Here is a 14,199-nt window from a genome sequence, read left to right on the forward strand (position 1 = left end):
ACGGCGTGCGGGCGAATTTGCCACAGGAGGCAATCATGGCCAAGCCAACCCCCGAAACCTTCGACCGGCTCCGCGAGCTGGCCGCCATCGACAAGCCCGATGACCGCGGCACGCGGCCCGTCCTGGAGGCGTTCAGCGGCGCCGAGATGACAACCATCCCCGTCGCCACCGCCGAGGATCTGCAGACCGCCGTCGACCGCGCCCGCGTGGTGCAGGAGGGCTGGGCCCAGCTTTCCGTCGCCAAGCGTGCCAAGGTGCTCGACGCGTTCGCAGAACTCGTGCACAAGCATGCCGGCGAACTCATGGACATGGCGCAGGCGGAGACCGGCAAGGCTCGCAGCTACGCGCAGGAAGAGGTCCTCGACGTCGCGCTGACCGCCCGCTACTACGCCACCAACGGACCCAAGCTGCTCGCCGAACACAAGGTCAAGGGCATGCTGCCCGGCGCCACCAGCGTCCGCGTGCGCTACCAGCCCAAGGGCGTCGTCGGTGTCATCAGCCCGTGGAACTACCCGCTGACCCTGGCCGTGTCCGATGCCGTCGCCGCGCTGATCGCCGGCAACGCCGTGGTGATCAAGCCCGACAGCCAGACGCCGTACTGTGCGCTCGCGCTGGCCGAACTGCTGTACCGGGCGGGTCTGCCGCGCGAACTGTACGCCGTGGTCCCCGGTCCGGGCGGCGTCGTCGGGCAGGCCATCATGGCCACCACCGACTACGTGATGTTCACCGGATCGTCCGAGACCGGCGCCTCGCTCGCCGAGCAGGCCGGTCGGCGACTGATCAGCTTCTCCGCCGAACTCGGCGGCAAGAACCCGCTGATCCTGACCGCCTCGGCCAACCTCGACGAGGCCGTCCCGGGTGTGGCGCGCGCCTGCTACTCCAACTCGGGGCAGCTGTGCATCTCGATCGAACGGATCTACGTCGACAAGGCGATCGCCGACGAGTTCACCACCCGCTTCGCCGAGTACGTCAAGAACATGACCCTCGCCGCGACCTACGACTTCAACGCCGACATGGGTTCGCTCGCCTCGGCCGCGCAGGTCGACACCGCCGAGGCGCACGTGCAGGACGCGGTCGCCAAGGGTGCGACGATCGTCGCCGGCGGCAAACGCCGCGCCGACCTCGGCCCGTTCTTCTTCGAGCCGACCGTCCTCACCGGCGTCACCGAGGAGGCCACCTGCTACGCGGCCGAAACCTTCGGGCCCGTCGTCTCGATCTACCCCGTCGACTCCACCGACGAGGCGATCAAGCGCGCCAACGACACCGAATACGGCCTCAACGCCAGTGTCTTCGCAGGTAGCAGCGCCGAGGCCAACGCCATCGCCGACCAACTGCGGGCCGGTACCGTCAACATCAACGAAGGCTACGCCGCTGCCTGGGCATCGACCGCGGCCCCGATGGGCGGCATGGGTATCTCCGGAGTCGGCCGCCGCCACGGTGCCGAGGGCCTGCTCAAGTACACCGAACCCCAGACGATCGCCGAACAGCGCTTCCTCGGCATCGACCGCGCCCCCTTCGTCCCCCAGCACATCTACCGAGCCATCACCCCCACAGCCGTCCGCGCCCTCAAGTACCTCCCCGGCCGGTAATCCGCGCTCCCGCGACTGAAACTGCGTCCCGCTTATCGGATATCGAGACATCCGATAAGCGGGACGCAGTTTGCTACGCGGGACGGATCAGGCGCGCACGCCGAGGCGGGCCAGGACGTCGGCGTCGATGGCGCCCAGCTCGGAGTCGATGGAGGCGTGGGCGGCGCGGCGCTGGGCCGACGGCATTGTTTCGGCGGCGTCCACGGCGATGGCGAGGTTGTCCAGGCGGGTACCGATGGCCGCGACGAACTTGTCGGTGTCGGCCGACGGATCCTTGGCCGGGACCTGCTTGAGGGCGCCGCGGGCCGATTCGATGCGGGCCGACAGCGGGGCGCCGTGGCCGGAGTACTGGGCGAGCAGTTCCGGGGCGACACCGGCGCGGGTGGCCTTGAACTGGTTGAGTTGCTCACGGGCGACGACCGCGCCGCGGTAGGCCAGCGGTGCGACCACCGGGGACACCAAGCGGGCCACGGTCAGATAGCGCTTGATGTTGGCGGGGGTGACCTTGCGGGACTTCTCGTCGGCCTTCTGCTTGGCCTCGATCGCCTTGGTCTCGGCCTTGGCGGCCTTGGTCTGCGCCTTCGACGCCTGCTGGGCGTTCTTGCGCTCGGCCTTCAGGCCCTTCTTGTGGAACTTGTGCTCGTCCTTGAGGCTCTTCTTCTGCGCCTTGCGCTGCTCGGCGTGCTGCACCTTCGCCTCGAGCTTGGCCTTGCGTTTGAGGGCCTTGGCGTCCGCCCGTCGCTGCGCACGGGTCTTTCCATCTGACGACGAGAACAATCCCATCACGGGCCTTTCAGCAGTTGTTGTCCCGGAGTCTGTTGTGCCGGGTGGGCGAACCGTGGGCCGCCGGTGACACGCCCCGGGCCCGCCTCGATACAAGCATTACATAGGGTCGATGTGAACGAAGGCACGCCGGAACCAGATGTGGAGTGGTGGATGCGAACGGTGCTTCATCCGCGGGACCTCGCGGGCTGCGAGTATCGCCTGGCCCTCGACAGCGCCGCCGCCCGTGAAGGCGCAGCAAGTCCTGATGCCGGACCGGTCGCCGACACCCCGTCGGTGGCCCGGCGCAAGGCCGCAGCGGCCGATCATCGCGAACGGGTCCGCGACATGCTCGCGGACCTGCACCGCGACGATCCGGGCGCCTTTCGCATCATCGACCCGGACGCCGGACGCGGCGAACGGATCGCCGCAACGCGGCAGGCCTGCGCCGACGGGGTGCGATGGATCTGGGGTGCGACGCTGCCCACCGACCGGGAGCGGGGCCGCCGGGGCGACAGCGAACTGCTGGTCCGGGTGTGTCACGACGGCCGAACCTGGGCACAGGACAGGCCCGACCTCGACGGGAAAGCCGGGTACGTTCCGGTCATCGTCGTCAACCATCGCGTCACCTATCCGGCCCGCAATCAGGGCGGCACCGGACAGGACGGCGCAGACGCGCCGAAGCTGACCACGAGCCCGCTCGACCATTGGCGGCCTGTACCCGATCGGACGCGGGGTTCGCGCAGCAACCGCCGCGACCAGCTGCGGCTGGCGCAGCTCACCGAGATGCTGATCGACCTGGGGCTTTCCCCAGGTCCCGCCGACCTGACCGTTCTCGGCGAACCGGATGAGGATGCGGTGACCGATACCGGGCCCGAGATCCCGGTATGTGCGCTGCCCGCAGGGGTGATCGGCCTCGACGCGGACTGCATCGTCGTCAGCGATATGGGGCCGGTCCTCGATGATTACGATAAGGTCTTCGCCCGCAGACAGGCCGTCGCCACCGGCGAAGCACACACCGAGCCGCACCGCATCGCCGAATGCCGCGGCTGCATCTGGTGGCCGCACTGCGAGGCCGAACTGCTCGACCGCCGCGACGTCAGCCTCGTCGTGCGGGGAGCGCAGGCCGACGCGCTGCTCGGCGTGGGCATCGCCACCGTCGACCAGCTCGCCCGGTACACGGGGGAACCGCCGGTCGACTGGGCGGGCGGATCGTTCGACGACGCCGTGGTCACCGCGGCGGCGTGGCTCGCCGACGTTCCGCTGATCCGGCGGGTCCGCACCCCGAGAATCCACCGCGCCGACATCGAGGTGGACGTCGACATGGAGAGCTTCGGTGAAAGCGGCGCCTACCTGTGGGGCACCCTGCTGACCGACACCACCGACCCGGACGTACCCGTGCGGTACCGGCCATTCGTCACCTGGACGCCACTGCCGACCGCCGACGAGGCGCGCTCGTTCGCCGAGTTCTGGACATGGCTGTGCACGCAGCGCGAACGTGCCGCATCGGGCGGGAAGACGTTCGCCGCCTACTGTTACTCACAGCAGGCCGAGAATCGGTGGCTGCTCGGCTCGGCCGACCGGTTCGCCGGGATGCCGGGCATCCCCACCCGTGCCGACGTCGAGGCATTCATCGCCTCCGAACAGTGGGTCGACGTGTTCGAGGCCGTCGGCGACAACTTCATCAGCACCGGAGGCAAAGGCCTCAAACGCGTCGCACCGATCGCCGGTCACCGCTGGCGCGATCCCGAAGCCGGCGGTGAGGCGTCGATGGACTGGTACGCCGCGGCCGTCGGCCTGACGGGCCGGACACCCGACCACGACCAGCGCACCCGACTGCTCCACTACAACGAGGACGACGTCGTGGCCACCAAGGTGCTGAGGGAATGGATGACCGGTCCCGAGGTCGCCGACATCCCGCACGTCGATGATCTGCGGCCTGCCGGGACCGCCGTCCGCCCGTCAGACTCGGGCGAGGGCGCGTAGCGAGTCGAGGAACGATCCGCTGCCGGCCAGCGCCACCGCGCCGAGCATCAGCAGCATCCCGGGTCCGAGCCCGATGAGAATATTGCGCAGGCTCGATGCCGACGCCGTCTGCGGTGCCGGAGCGGCATCGACGGTGGTGTCGGACGCCGACGATCCGCCGCCCTGACCCGAACCATCCGATGTGCCGCCGGACCCCGGTGAGTTTCCGGAACTGCCGCCGCCACCGGAAGCCGCGCCGATGCCCGCGGCCGCGGTTGCCTCACCCGAGCCGTTTCCGCCACCGCTGCCACCGCCGGAGCTGTTTCCGCCACCGCCGCCGCCGGAACCGCGACGCGGTCGGGAATCCCGCGACGCCGGGGCCGTCGGCACGGCTCGATTATCGGACTCGTCGTCGGCAGCGGCCGAGGAATCGTCGCTGCCGTCCGAGTTTGACCTATCAGAGTTCGACCTATCAGGGTTCGATGAGGAACCCGTCCGCGGACCGAGGGCGACGACGTGCGGCAGACGCCTCGGCGGCCGGGAGCCGGACTGTCCCGTGGAAGTAGCGCCGGACGTACCGGTTGTCGTCTCGGTGGTTGTTGTCCCTGTGGTTGTTGTCCCTGTGGTTGTCGTCCCAGTGGTTGTTTCGGTTGTCGTCGTTTCCGACGTTGTCGTGCTCGTGGTTGGGGTCGTCGTGCTCGTGGTCGGGGGTGTCGTCGTGGTCGGGGTTCCGCCGCAATGATGGTGGCAATTACCGGGGCCGCCGGGGTTGTGCCCGCCGCCGTTTCCTGGCCCGTTGCCGGGGCCGTTACCGCCGTGCCCGGGTCCGTTGTTGCCTGATCCGCCGTGGCCAGGTCCGTTGCTACCGCCGTTGCCGCCGTGCCCGGGTCCGTTGTTGCCTGATCCGCCGTGGCCAGGTCCGTTGCTACCGCCGTTGCCGCCGTGCCCGGGTCCGTTGCTGTTGCCTGAGTTGCCGCCGTTATTGCCGGGTCCGTTCCCGTGTCCGCCGTTGTTGCCGGAACCGTTGTTGTTGTTGCCGGAACCGTTGTTGCCCGAGTGACCGCCGTTGCCGAGACCGCTGCCGCCGTTGCCGGGACCGCTGCCGCCGCTACCGGGTCCGCTGCCGCCGTTGCCGGGTCCGCCGTTGCCGGGTCCGCTGCCGCCGCTACCGGATCCGCCGTTGCCGGGACCGCCGTTGTTGTTGCCAGGTCCGTTGTTGCCACCCGTGTGACCGTTGCCACCATTGTGATTGCCGCCACCGCCCTGGCCGCCGCCACCGCCCTGGTTACCGCCACCACTCTGGTTGCCGCCACCACTCTGATTACCGCCGCCGGACTGCGGAGTACCGCCTCCGTGGTCCTCGGGACCGGCCATGCTCAGACCAGCGCCGAGCAGGAGCAGGATCACGGACGCGACGCCGAGGACGGCGGCGGCGATCCGCCGCCGCCGGAGTCGTTGCGGCTGACTTACGCGGTGGGTCAAGATCCTTCTCCAGGTTGCGGCGGGCCGGTCTAGCCGGGGTCGGGGCACCTGACCTGCAGCTGCCGGGCTGCGGGCAAGGGCCCGGCAGGTGCCGGGCTGCGGGCAAGGGCATCGGCTGATTCGGCGATCGAACCAGTGCTGCACTCACGTTCGTATGCCAAAGACTTCATCAAGTATATGGCCTGTTCCCAGCTGTGAAACGCCTCACATTCCGCAGCGTCTGTGTCATCCGACCGAGGGACAGTCGTGTAAACACTTTATCTGGGTCGCCTCGACGTTGCGCAGCGTTGCGTTGGGGATGCGTAGGGGGCTTTAATGTTTACGACAGCAAGTTTTGTTTTCCGGGGAGACGAATTGAGTTCACGAGGTACGGAAAAGCCAGAGGGCGCGGCCGCTCGTCGGTACGACGGCTCTGGGGAGCCGGTGCGACCCCGGCAGGATGTAGTGGATCCGGGATTGTTCGCGCGCCGGCTCGAAGAGCTGTTCCGCACGGTACCGGGTCCCAATGGCCGGGCATACAGTGCCAAGGCGATCGCCGCGCGATCCACCGAGCGTGGGTTCCGCCTGGGCGAGTCGTATTTGAGTCAGCTTCGATCCGGCAAGGCCAAGTCGCCGTCGTTCCGGACCGTCGAGGGTATCGCCGCGGCGTTCGGCGTCGACGTGCACTACTTCCTCGAGGATCGGGCCGCGCAACGCACCCGCGACGAGATCGACCTCATGCGCCTACAGGCCGACACCAACGTCCAACTCGCCGCATTCCGGCTCGCCGGACTGTCCAGCGATTCGGTGACGGTGGTCAACGAGCTGATCAAGGTCCTGCGCGAGCAGCAGGGCCTGCCGAAGGATCCGCCGGACCTGATGTCGTCCGGAAGTCAGGATCCGACCTCCGAGGCGCAGCGCCTGCGCGTCGTCGGTGGCCATCAGGCGCAAGACTGATCGCGCCGGGATTCGGATCGCTTCACGTATCGGGCCCTGCCCATGCGTTTTGAACGAAAGCCGCACGGCGACCAGGGCCGACGCAGTGAACGGGCACTGCGGTCCCTGTGTCGGCGTGCGCTGCGGGGCCTGGACCTCGATCTACCGCTTGACGCCGCTCAATTGTGTGAGCGCTATGGCACTCGTCGAGGCCGCGATATCAAGTTGATCGCCTATCCGCTGCCCACCGCCATGCCCAACGGGGTGTGGCTGGCGGCCGAGGACGCCGACTACTTCTTCTACCAGGCCAACACCTCGAAGATGCATCAGCAACAGATCGTCATCCACGAGTTCGGTCACCTGATCGCCGGGCATCAGATGCTCGGCGATCAGTCATCGGCGGCCTTGCTGGCCGGTGGGGCGCCCGACGAACAGGACTCCGAGGGCGCGCTGCGTCGGACCTGCTATTCCGACGACCGCGAATGGGAGGCCGAGATGCTCGCATCGATGATCCTGACCTGGGCCGAGGGTGCCGGCGACCGCGTCGGGGCCAGTGCGTCCGACGACGATTTACGCGGTATGCAGCGGCTTCTCGGTGGCCATCACGGCTGGCTGTAGGTTGGTGCGGTGGTATCAGTCGGGATTTTCAACACCATCGCCCTGGTGGTGTTCACCGTCGCATTCTGTTGGCGTCTGGATCAGATACGGAAACACGGCGGCGGTTTTCAGGCGATAGCCCTGACCGTGTCCATCGCCGCACTCGTCATCGCCTTCGTCTCGGCGAACGGCGACGTGGTCGACGCCATCGACACGATCACCTTCACCGGCGCTGCCCGCGTCGTCTTCTACGCGATGCTCTCGCTCGGCGTCGCGGCGCTGATCCTGGTCTTCTTCTTCCCATCGCCGGGTGATACGCGTCGCCGCCGGATCGGTTTCGAGGCGGTGCCGCTGGTGGTGGCGCTGATCGGCCTGCAGGCGACGATGCTTGTCACGCCACTGGATCTGCGGACCACCGACCTCACCGAATGGAACGCCCAGAACGTCGCATTCGGCCTCTTCTTCCTCATCGCCAGCTGCTATCTCGGCTACGGGTTCGTCTCGTGCATCCGCAGCATCCGGCGGTTCCTCAGGACGGCCGACGGCTACCTCAAGGTGTCGCTGTCGTTGCTGGTGGCCGGTTTGGCCCTGCTGGCGCTCAGCTCGGTCACGCAGATCCTGTTCGTCGTCTTCGGAATGACCTCGCTTGCGCACGTGCCGTGGCTGCTGCGGTTCAGTCAGGTCACCGCCGTTGTCGGGGTGGTGCTGTTCCTGATGGGGATCTGCTACCCGATGGTGTACGGCAAATGGCACGCGTTCCGGTCCGAGCGCACGCGCGCCCGTAGCGACGCTGAGCTGGTGCCGTTGTGGCAGGTGGTGACCGGCGCAGTGCCCGAGGTGGTGCTCCCGCAGCCCGGCAAGCAGACGGCCACGGAACGTTTCCACCGGCGCATCATCGAAACCCGTGATGCCCTCACGCAGCTGAGTCCCTACCTGTCGGAGGACTTCGAGATCGCCGACGACGACACCCGGGTCACGATGCTCTACGATGCCGCCGATTCCTACACCCATTACGGCAGGATCACCGGCGACGTCCGTCACATGTTGCCCGCCGAAGGTCAGGGCATCGACGCCGACGCCGCCCCGCTGGTGCGGTTGTCGCGGATCATCGCGATTGATCAGCAGGCGTCGGCGAAGGCGGTGGACTGACCACCGGTGCGCCCCTGGCGCCGACCGCGATGAATGTAGGCGGCACCGACCCCGACGAGCACGACCGTCGCCGACACCGTCGCGACGACGGTGACCGTGGATGCGCCGACCAGCCCGTCGGCCAGCAGCCATGCGCCGAACCCGAAGAACAGCACCGCGGCACCCACGGCGATGACGCGCTCGGGCAGGTGCTTGCCCAACAGCGCGCCGACCGCGATCGCGAGGGCGTCGGCGGCCACCATGCCCAGCGTGGAGCCGATCCAGATACCGAGCCAGTCGTGGTCGGTGGCCAGGGTGATGGTCGCGAGCATCGTCTTGTCGCCCAGCTCGGCCAGGAAGAACGACGACATCACGGCCAGGAACACCGACGCGCCGACCCGGGTGGCCTTCTGTGACTCGTCGTCATCGAGGCTGTCGCCACGGATGGTCCACAGCCCGAACACGATCATCGCCAGGCCCGCGAAGATCGACAGCAGGTCGGTGGGGATGGACAGGCCCAGGAAGTGACCGAAGAACACCGACACCGCGTGGACGGCGGTGGTCGCGACCGTGATGGCCAGCAGCACCACCCACCAGCGGTACCGCAGGGCGTAGGTCATCGCCATCAGCTGCGACTTGTCACCGAGCTCGGCAACGAAGATCACGCCGAAACTCAGGAGCAAGGCAGAAATCATGAGGTCCAGGTTAGCCAGACCTTACTCGACCTCGCAACAGCTGGATTTGCCGAATCGTCGCAGGTAGGAGGGCCAAAATGGGAAGTTCGGGTACCCTGAATCCCAAGTTACGGTAACACTTACCGTAACGAGGCGCGATTAATGCTGGTCAGGCCGTCAACAGCATGGCCAGCACAGCGGTGTCGGGGTCCGAACCCGGGTCGATGCCCACCTGGTTGCGCAACGTCACCACCGTGCCATCCGCCTCCGCCTCGGCCCACCCCGCGCGATGCTCCAGACCCAGCTCGGGCAGCCCCGGCAGCAACACGCAACCCGACGCCACCTCCGAACATTCCGGCAACGACGGCCGCGTATGCGACGGCGGATGCAGCATCAGCAACGCCGGCGGGTTGTGCAGAAACCGGCCCGCCTCGAGGAACGTGTCGTCGACGACATTGCCCACCGCGAGCATCATGCCGACGGCGTCGGGCTCAGCACCGGTGGGATGGTCCTCCACCACCCCGAAGATCGTGGTCGTGCTCAGAAAACCCGGCCGACACGCGATACGCACTGACGCCACCAGCGTCTGCGTCCACTCCAGCGTCGACGCCGGCCAGCGACCCGAGATCAGGATTCCGTTCAACTTCCCACCCTCATGAAAAGGCGTGAGACCGATGGGAACAGCAGACATCGCACAACTCCTTCCACACGAACCGTGTGATCAAGAATCGTCCGGTCCGGCGCGGCCGACAAGTGGAACACGCATTATTTACACAAACAGCCGACTGCCGGCGGGCTGGGATGTGGTGACGCCAGGCGGGGGTCTCACCTGACCCAACGCGGCCCTTGCTTGTTCCTCGCATCACGAAGGGTCAGGCGACGGCGGCGCATGATGAGACCGCCACCGGACCTGCCTGCGCGCGCCAGGCACACTGGTCGGGTGCAGAAAAGCCAACCCTTACGTCCGATGGAGATCGCCTCGGTGGCGATCTTCGGTGGCGTCACCGTCGCCGCGGTGGTGATCGCGGCGGTCATTCCGGTGGCCACCGCGGTCGGACTGCTCGCGCCCGTCCCTCTCGCGGTGGTCGCCGCACGCACTCGCCCGCGCGCGCTGATCGCCGCGGCGGTCGCCACGACGGGCGTCACCTTCGCGATGGCCGGTACCGGCGCGGCGTCGGGTGTGTTCATCTCGGCGATCATCGCGGGCATCGTCGGCGATACCAAACGCCGCGGGCGCGGCCTGCCGACGATTGCGCTGGCCACGCTGATCGCCGCACCCCTGATCGGCGGCATGTCGGTGGTGCTGCTGTGGATCCTCAAGCCGCTGCGCGAGTTGATGCTGACGGCGATGAAGAACAGCCTCGACGGCCTCGGCAACTGGGTCGGCCGGATTCCGGGTCTCGACGGCACCGAGGACTTCGTCAACGGCCTGACCCGCAACGCGGTCGACTACTGGTGGGCGTGGATCTGGATCTCCGGGACCATCGGCACGGCGATCTCGATCGTCGTCGCGTGGTGGGTCCTTGGGGCCGTGATCGACCGGCTCGCCGACGTCCCCGCCGAGGACACCCTCGATCAGGGGCAGGCACTCGCCGACGCTGCGGCCATTGCGCCGTTGCCGCTGGTCGCATCAGGTATCGACTTCGCTTACCGAGACGGGGCTCCGCTGGTGTTGTCCGGAGTTGACCTGCGGCTCTATCCGGGCGAGTTCGTCGCGATCGTCGGCGCCAACGGGTCCGGCAAATCGACACTGGTCAAGGTCATCGCCGGCCGGCCGCCGACGCGCGGCAGCGTGCACCGGCCGGGTCTGCCGGGTCTGGGCCGCCGCAGCGGGACGGCGATGGTGCTGCAGCGCCCCGAATCGCAGATGCTCGGCTCACGTGTGGCCGACGACCTGGTCTGGGGGCTGCCCGACGACGTCGACGTCGATGTGGAGGCACTGCTCGCCGAGGTCGGGCTCGCCGGCTTCGGTCAGCGCGAGACGTCGGACCTGTCGGGCGGGCAGCAGCAGCGGCTCGCGGTGGCCGCGGCATTGGCCCGGAGCCCGCAGTTGCTCATCGCCGACGAGGTGACGTCGATGGTCGATCCCCGGGGTCGCGACGAGATTCTCGATCTGCTGGCCGGGTTGCCCGCCCGGCATGGCATGACCGTCGTCCTCATCACCCACCGCGGTGTCGAGGCGGCCGCCGCCGACCGCGTGATCCACCTCGATCAGGGTCGCCTCGTCGCACATCCGCCGGACTGGATTCCGCGGGATGTGGCGGTTCCCGCGCCGGCCTTCGATGAGCCGCGGCATCCCGGTCCGGCGGCGGACCCCGGGTGGACGCGTCCGATGCTCTCGCTCGACCGGGTCAGCTACACCTATCTGCCCGGATCACCGTGGCAGGTACGCGCTCTGCACGAGGTGTCGTTGCAGGTCAACGCCGGTGATGGACTGCTGATCGTCGGCGGTAACGGATCGGGCAAGACGACCCTGGCCTGGGTGATGGCCGGACTGCTCGAACCGGGGCGGGGTACCTGCGAGCTCGACGGCGAGTCCGTCGATAAGCACGTCGGTGAGGTGGGTTTGGGCTTTCAGCACGCGCGACTGCAGCTGCAGCGGGCCAACGTCGGCGACGAGATCATGGCCGCGGGCGGTCTCGATGTGGGAACCACCGAGGTGGGCCGGGTGCTGGACCTGGTCGGCCTGCCCAGGTCGATCGCGGCCCGGCACACCGACTCCCTCAGCGGCGGGCAGATGCGCCGGGTGGTGCTGGCCGGGCTGATCGCCCGCAAACCGAAAGTGCTGATCCTCGATGAACCGCTCGCCGGCCTCGACCCGTACGCACGGGAGGAGATCGTGTCGCTGCTGGCGCACCTGCGCCGCGGTGGGCAGACGATCGTGATCATCTCGCACGACTACGACGGACTCGCGCGCGTGTGCAACCGTCGCGTCGTGCTGGCGGAAGGTTCGCTGCAACCCGAACACGGGCAGACCGAACAAGGGCGAACAGCGGGCCCCGACCTGGGAGGTAACCGACGATGACGATGCGAACGGTTCCGTTGCGCCGGGTGCCCGGTGATTCGCTCGTGCACCGGCTGTGGGCCGGCACCAAGCTGATCGTCGTGCTGGCGCTCGGCATCCTCACCTGGGTGTTACCGAGCTGGCCCGCTCTCGGTCTGGTGGCGGCGGTGGTGGTGATCACCGCGCTGATCGCCGGCATCCCGCTGGGCGCGATCCCGCGGCCCCCGTGGTGGTTTTGGGGGCTCATCGCGATCGGTGCGGCGATGAACTCGACGGTCGCAGGGTGGGCCGGACTCATCGTTTTCCTGCGTGCGACCGCGCTCGGGCTGGTCCTGGTGGCCTCTTCGGTGCTGGTTATCTGGACGACGCCGATGGCCGAGATCGCGCCCGCCCTCGCCAAACTGATGGCCCCGCTGCGCAGACTGCGGATGCCCGTCGACGAGTGGGCCGTCGCCATCGCGCTGTGCCTGCGTGGTCTGCCGTTGCTCATCGAGGAGATGCGGATCTTGCGGGCCGTGCACCGGCTGCGGCCCAAGTCGCCGCCGGACGCCGATCATCCGTCGGCGCAGATGGGCATCATCGACATGATTGTCAGCGCGATGTCGTCGGCATTGCGGCGCAGTTCGGAGATGGCCGAGGCGATCACCGCCCGCGGTGGCACGGGCCGACTCACCGCCTACGAGTCGCGGCCCGGGCGCCTGGACGCGGTCATCCTGGTGATCGTGTTCCTCGGCTGCGCCGCTGCCGTTGCCGCGACGATCGTGTTGTGACCGCGGTCAGTGGTCGCCGGCGCTCGCCACGCAGAACTGGTTGCCGTCGGGGTCGGCGAGCGTCGTCCACGAGAAGCCGGGCATCTCCCGTTCGGCCACAAGCGTGGCACCGGCGGCGATCAACCGCTCGGACTCGGCCTTGCGGTCGTCGGTGGTGAGGTCGAGGTGGACGCGGTTCTTGCCGGGGGTCGGGTCGTCGACCTTCTGGAAGGCCAGCATCGGCTGTCCGTCGCCGAGGGAGACGGTGACGAACCACCCCTCGTTCTCGGCGACGATGCTGCCGCCGGTCTGTTCGGCCCACCAGCGGGCGATCGGCAGGGCGTCGGCGGTGTCGATGGTGATCATGGCGAGTGAAAGTGTCATGTCCAGAACCTAAGCCGAAACCCGGACAGCGGGAGTCCTGATTCGAACGGAAATCGTCTTGTCGGGCGATAGGCCGGATCGGGCAACTCTGGCATACTGCGCGGGTGTTGAGAACGACAGGGGTGCCACGCCGTAGCGGCATATTGCGGGGATCGCTGAATGAGATGGCCCTCCGGGTCGCCGAATGGCAGGAACTGGGACCGGGGTTCTTCGCGCGGCGCTGGTCCGGTATACGCGGTCGGGAACGGCATCGGTGTACGGTGCGCGGGCTGGGTGAGGTCACGGTGCGCACGGCGTCCAGCGATGCCGCTGTGTTCCGGCAGGTCTTCTGCGAGCGGCAATATGATCTGGACCTGCATTCGCAGGGTGCTTGGGTGGCGCGGCGCTACGGTGAGTTGCTCGACGCCGGCCGGACTCCGATCATCGTTGACCTCGGGGCCAACAACGGGGCCAGCGCGCTGTGGTTTGCCACCTGCTATGCGGAGGCGACGGTGGTGGCCGTCGAACCTGATCCGGAGTCGGCTGCGATCTGTCGTGAGAACACGGCCGGTCGTTCGGTGCTCGTCGTCGAGGCGGCGATCGGGTCCGAACCGGGATCGGTCGATCTGGTCGATGAGGGGAACGGTTCCTGGGCTGTCCAGACCCGGCGAGCGGTCGATGGCGGTGTGGCTGTGGTGACGGTTCCGGAGTTGGTTGCCCGTTGTGGTGAGGGCGCGGAGTTGTTCATCGTCAAGGTCGATATCGAGGGATTCGAGTCGGATCTGTTCGCAGCGAACCTGGAATGGCTTGATCAAGCCGCGGCGGTGATGATCGAGCCGCACGACTGGCTGCTCCCGGGCTCGGGAACGAGTACCGATTTCCAGAAGGCCATGGCCGAGCGTGGTTTCGATCTGCTGATCTCGGGTGAGAACCTGCTCTACGTGCGGCGGGTCTGAGGTCCGAGGCAGACG

At 67.9% G+C, this 14,199-nt stretch carries 15 protein-coding genes; 10 read left to right on the forward strand and 5 right to left on the reverse strand.

Features of this window, described 5'->3' with window-relative positions:
* Positions 1–35 precede the first annotated feature (35 nt).
* On the forward strand, positions 36–1,589 hold the full coding sequence (locus tag KDB67_RS03330; protein WP_291012345.1) for a succinic semialdehyde dehydrogenase: 1,554 nt from the start codon (positions 36–38) through the stop codon (positions 1,587–1,589).
* An 87-nt stretch (positions 1,590–1,676) separates the two neighbouring features.
* Here KDB67_RS03330 and KDB67_RS03335 read toward each other — a convergent pair whose 3' ends face one another.
* On the reverse strand, positions 1,677–2,372 hold the full coding sequence (locus KDB67_RS03335) for a DUF6474 family protein (RefSeq protein WP_291012348.1): 696 nt from the start codon (positions 2,370–2,372) through the stop codon (positions 1,677–1,679).
* 153 nt (positions 2,373–2,525) lie between these two features.
* On the opposite strand from KDB67_RS03335, the gene KDB67_RS03340 reads away from it, so the two are divergent.
* A complete protein-coding gene (locus KDB67_RS03340; protein WP_291012351.1) occupies positions 2,526–4,337 on the forward strand; it encodes a TM0106 family RecB-like putative nuclease in 1,812 nt (603 codons plus the stop codon).
* On the opposite strand, the gene KDB67_RS03345 is transcribed toward KDB67_RS03340, so the two are convergent.
* Positions 4,314–4,706 (reverse strand): hypothetical protein, encoded by a 393-nt coding sequence (locus KDB67_RS03345; RefSeq protein ID WP_291012353.1) that lies wholly within the window; start codon positions 4,704–4,706, stop codon positions 4,314–4,316. The two genes, KDB67_RS03340 and KDB67_RS03345, sit on opposite strands and share 24 nt — an antisense overlap.
* Before the next feature lie 166 nt (positions 4,707–4,872).
* On the opposite strand from KDB67_RS03345, the gene KDB67_RS03350 reads away from it, so the two are divergent.
* The 5 genes from KDB67_RS03350 to KDB67_RS03370 all read left to right on the forward strand — a co-directional run bounded on the left by KDB67_RS03350 (position 4,873) and on the right by KDB67_RS03370 (position 8,459).
* Positions 4,873–5,058 carry a hypothetical protein gene (locus tag KDB67_RS03350; protein WP_291012355.1) on the forward strand — a complete coding sequence of 62 codons (186 nt, stop codon included), beginning with the start codon at positions 4,873–4,875 and terminating at the stop codon, positions 5,056–5,058.
* Between the two features lie 257 nt (positions 5,059–5,315).
* A complete protein-coding gene (locus KDB67_RS03355; RefSeq protein ID WP_291012357.1) occupies positions 5,316–5,831 on the forward strand; it encodes a hypothetical protein in 516 nt (171 codons plus the stop codon).
* 321 nt (positions 5,832–6,152) lie between these two features.
* Complete coding sequence (locus tag KDB67_RS03360) at positions 6,153–6,734, forward strand: XRE family transcriptional regulator (protein WP_291012359.1); 582 nt, start codon at positions 6,153–6,155, stop codon at positions 6,732–6,734.
* A gap of 42 nt (positions 6,735–6,776) precedes the next feature.
* Complete coding sequence (locus KDB67_RS03365; protein ID WP_291012361.1) at positions 6,777–7,331, forward strand: hypothetical protein; 555 nt, start codon at positions 6,777–6,779, stop codon at positions 7,329–7,331.
* A 9-nt stretch (positions 7,332–7,340) separates the two neighbouring features.
* Positions 7,341–8,459: an MAB_1171c family putative transporter gene (locus KDB67_RS03370; protein ID WP_291012363.1), complete on the forward strand. Its 1,119-nt coding sequence runs from the start codon at positions 7,341–7,343 to the stop codon at positions 8,457–8,459.
* On the opposite strand, the gene KDB67_RS03375 is transcribed toward KDB67_RS03370, so the two are convergent.
* Positions 8,429–9,133: a TMEM165/GDT1 family protein gene (locus tag KDB67_RS03375; RefSeq protein ID WP_291012365.1), complete on the reverse strand. Its 705-nt coding sequence runs from the start codon at positions 9,131–9,133 to the stop codon at positions 8,429–8,431. The genes KDB67_RS03370 and KDB67_RS03375 overlap by 31 nt on opposite strands.
* 148 nt (positions 9,134–9,281) lie before the next feature.
* On the reverse strand, positions 9,282–9,803 hold the full coding sequence (locus KDB67_RS03380) for a peptidase (RefSeq protein WP_291012367.1): 522 nt from the start codon (positions 9,801–9,803) through the stop codon (positions 9,282–9,284).
* Between the two features lie 276 nt (positions 9,804–10,079).
* Here KDB67_RS03380 and KDB67_RS03385 point away from each other — a divergent pair, with 276 nt between their 5' ends.
* Both KDB67_RS03385 and KDB67_RS03390 read left to right on the forward strand, forming a co-directional pair.
* Positions 10,080–12,137: an ATP-binding cassette domain-containing protein gene (locus KDB67_RS03385; RefSeq protein WP_291012369.1), complete on the forward strand. Its 2,058-nt coding sequence runs from the start codon at positions 10,080–10,082 to the stop codon at positions 12,135–12,137.
* A complete protein-coding gene (locus KDB67_RS03390) occupies positions 12,134–12,886 on the forward strand; it encodes an energy-coupling factor transporter transmembrane protein EcfT (protein ID WP_291012371.1) in 753 nt (250 codons plus the stop codon). Before KDB67_RS03385 ends, KDB67_RS03390 begins: the two co-directional genes overlap by 4 nt.
* A 6-nt stretch (positions 12,887–12,892) precedes the next feature.
* On the opposite strand, the gene KDB67_RS03395 is transcribed toward KDB67_RS03390, so the two are convergent.
* On the reverse strand, positions 12,893–13,249 hold the full coding sequence (locus KDB67_RS03395) for a VOC family protein (RefSeq protein WP_291012373.1): 357 nt from the start codon (positions 13,247–13,249) through the stop codon (positions 12,893–12,895).
* Between the two features lie 104 nt (positions 13,250–13,353).
* Between KDB67_RS03395 and KDB67_RS03400 the strand changes: the two genes are divergently transcribed.
* Positions 13,354–14,184, forward strand: coding sequence for an FkbM family methyltransferase (locus tag KDB67_RS03400; RefSeq protein ID WP_291012376.1), 831 nt, complete (start codon positions 13,354–13,356; stop codon positions 14,182–14,184).
* The last annotated feature ends 15 nt before the right edge of the window (positions 14,185–14,199 follow it).

The sequence above is a fragment of the Gordonia sp. (in: high G+C Gram-positive bacteria) genome (genome assembly GCF_020438995.1).
Taxonomy (GTDB): Bacteria; Actinomycetota; Actinomycetes; order Mycobacteriales; family Mycobacteriaceae; genus Gordonia.

What these genes read in the sequence shown, in the direction of transcription:
- KDB67_RS03380 (WP_291012367.1), bottom strand. Translation starts at nt 9,803, where the DNA reads ATGTCTGCTGTTCCCATCGGTCTCACGCCTTTTCATGAGGGTGGGAAG.
- KDB67_RS03385 (WP_291012369.1), top strand. Translation starts at nt 10,080, where the DNA reads ATGGAGATCGCCTCGGTGGCGATCTTCGGTGGCGTCACCGTCGCCGCG.
- KDB67_RS03330 (WP_291012345.1), top strand. Translation starts at nt 36, where the DNA reads ATGGCCAAGCCAACCCCCGAAACCTTCGACCGGCTCCGCGAGCTGGCC.
- KDB67_RS03390 (WP_291012371.1), top strand. Translation starts at nt 12,134, where the DNA reads ATGACGATGCGAACGGTTCCGTTGCGCCGGGTGCCCGGTGATTCGCTC.
- KDB67_RS03335 (WP_291012348.1), bottom strand. Translation starts at nt 2,372, where the DNA reads ATGGGATTGTTCTCGTCGTCAGATGGAAAGACCCGTGCGCAGCGACGG.
- KDB67_RS03365 (WP_291012361.1), top strand. Translation starts at nt 6,777, where the DNA reads ATGCGTTTTGAACGAAAGCCGCACGGCGACCAGGGCCGACGCAGTGAA.
- KDB67_RS03340 (WP_291012351.1), top strand. Translation starts at nt 2,526, where the DNA reads ATGCGAACGGTGCTTCATCCGCGGGACCTCGCGGGCTGCGAGTATCGC.
- KDB67_RS03395 (WP_291012373.1), bottom strand. Translation starts at nt 13,249, where the DNA reads ATGACACTTTCACTCGCCATGATCACCATCGACACCGCCGACGCCCTG.
- KDB67_RS03375 (WP_291012365.1), bottom strand. Translation starts at nt 9,133, where the DNA reads ATGATTTCTGCCTTGCTCCTGAGTTTCGGCGTGATCTTCGTTGCCGAG.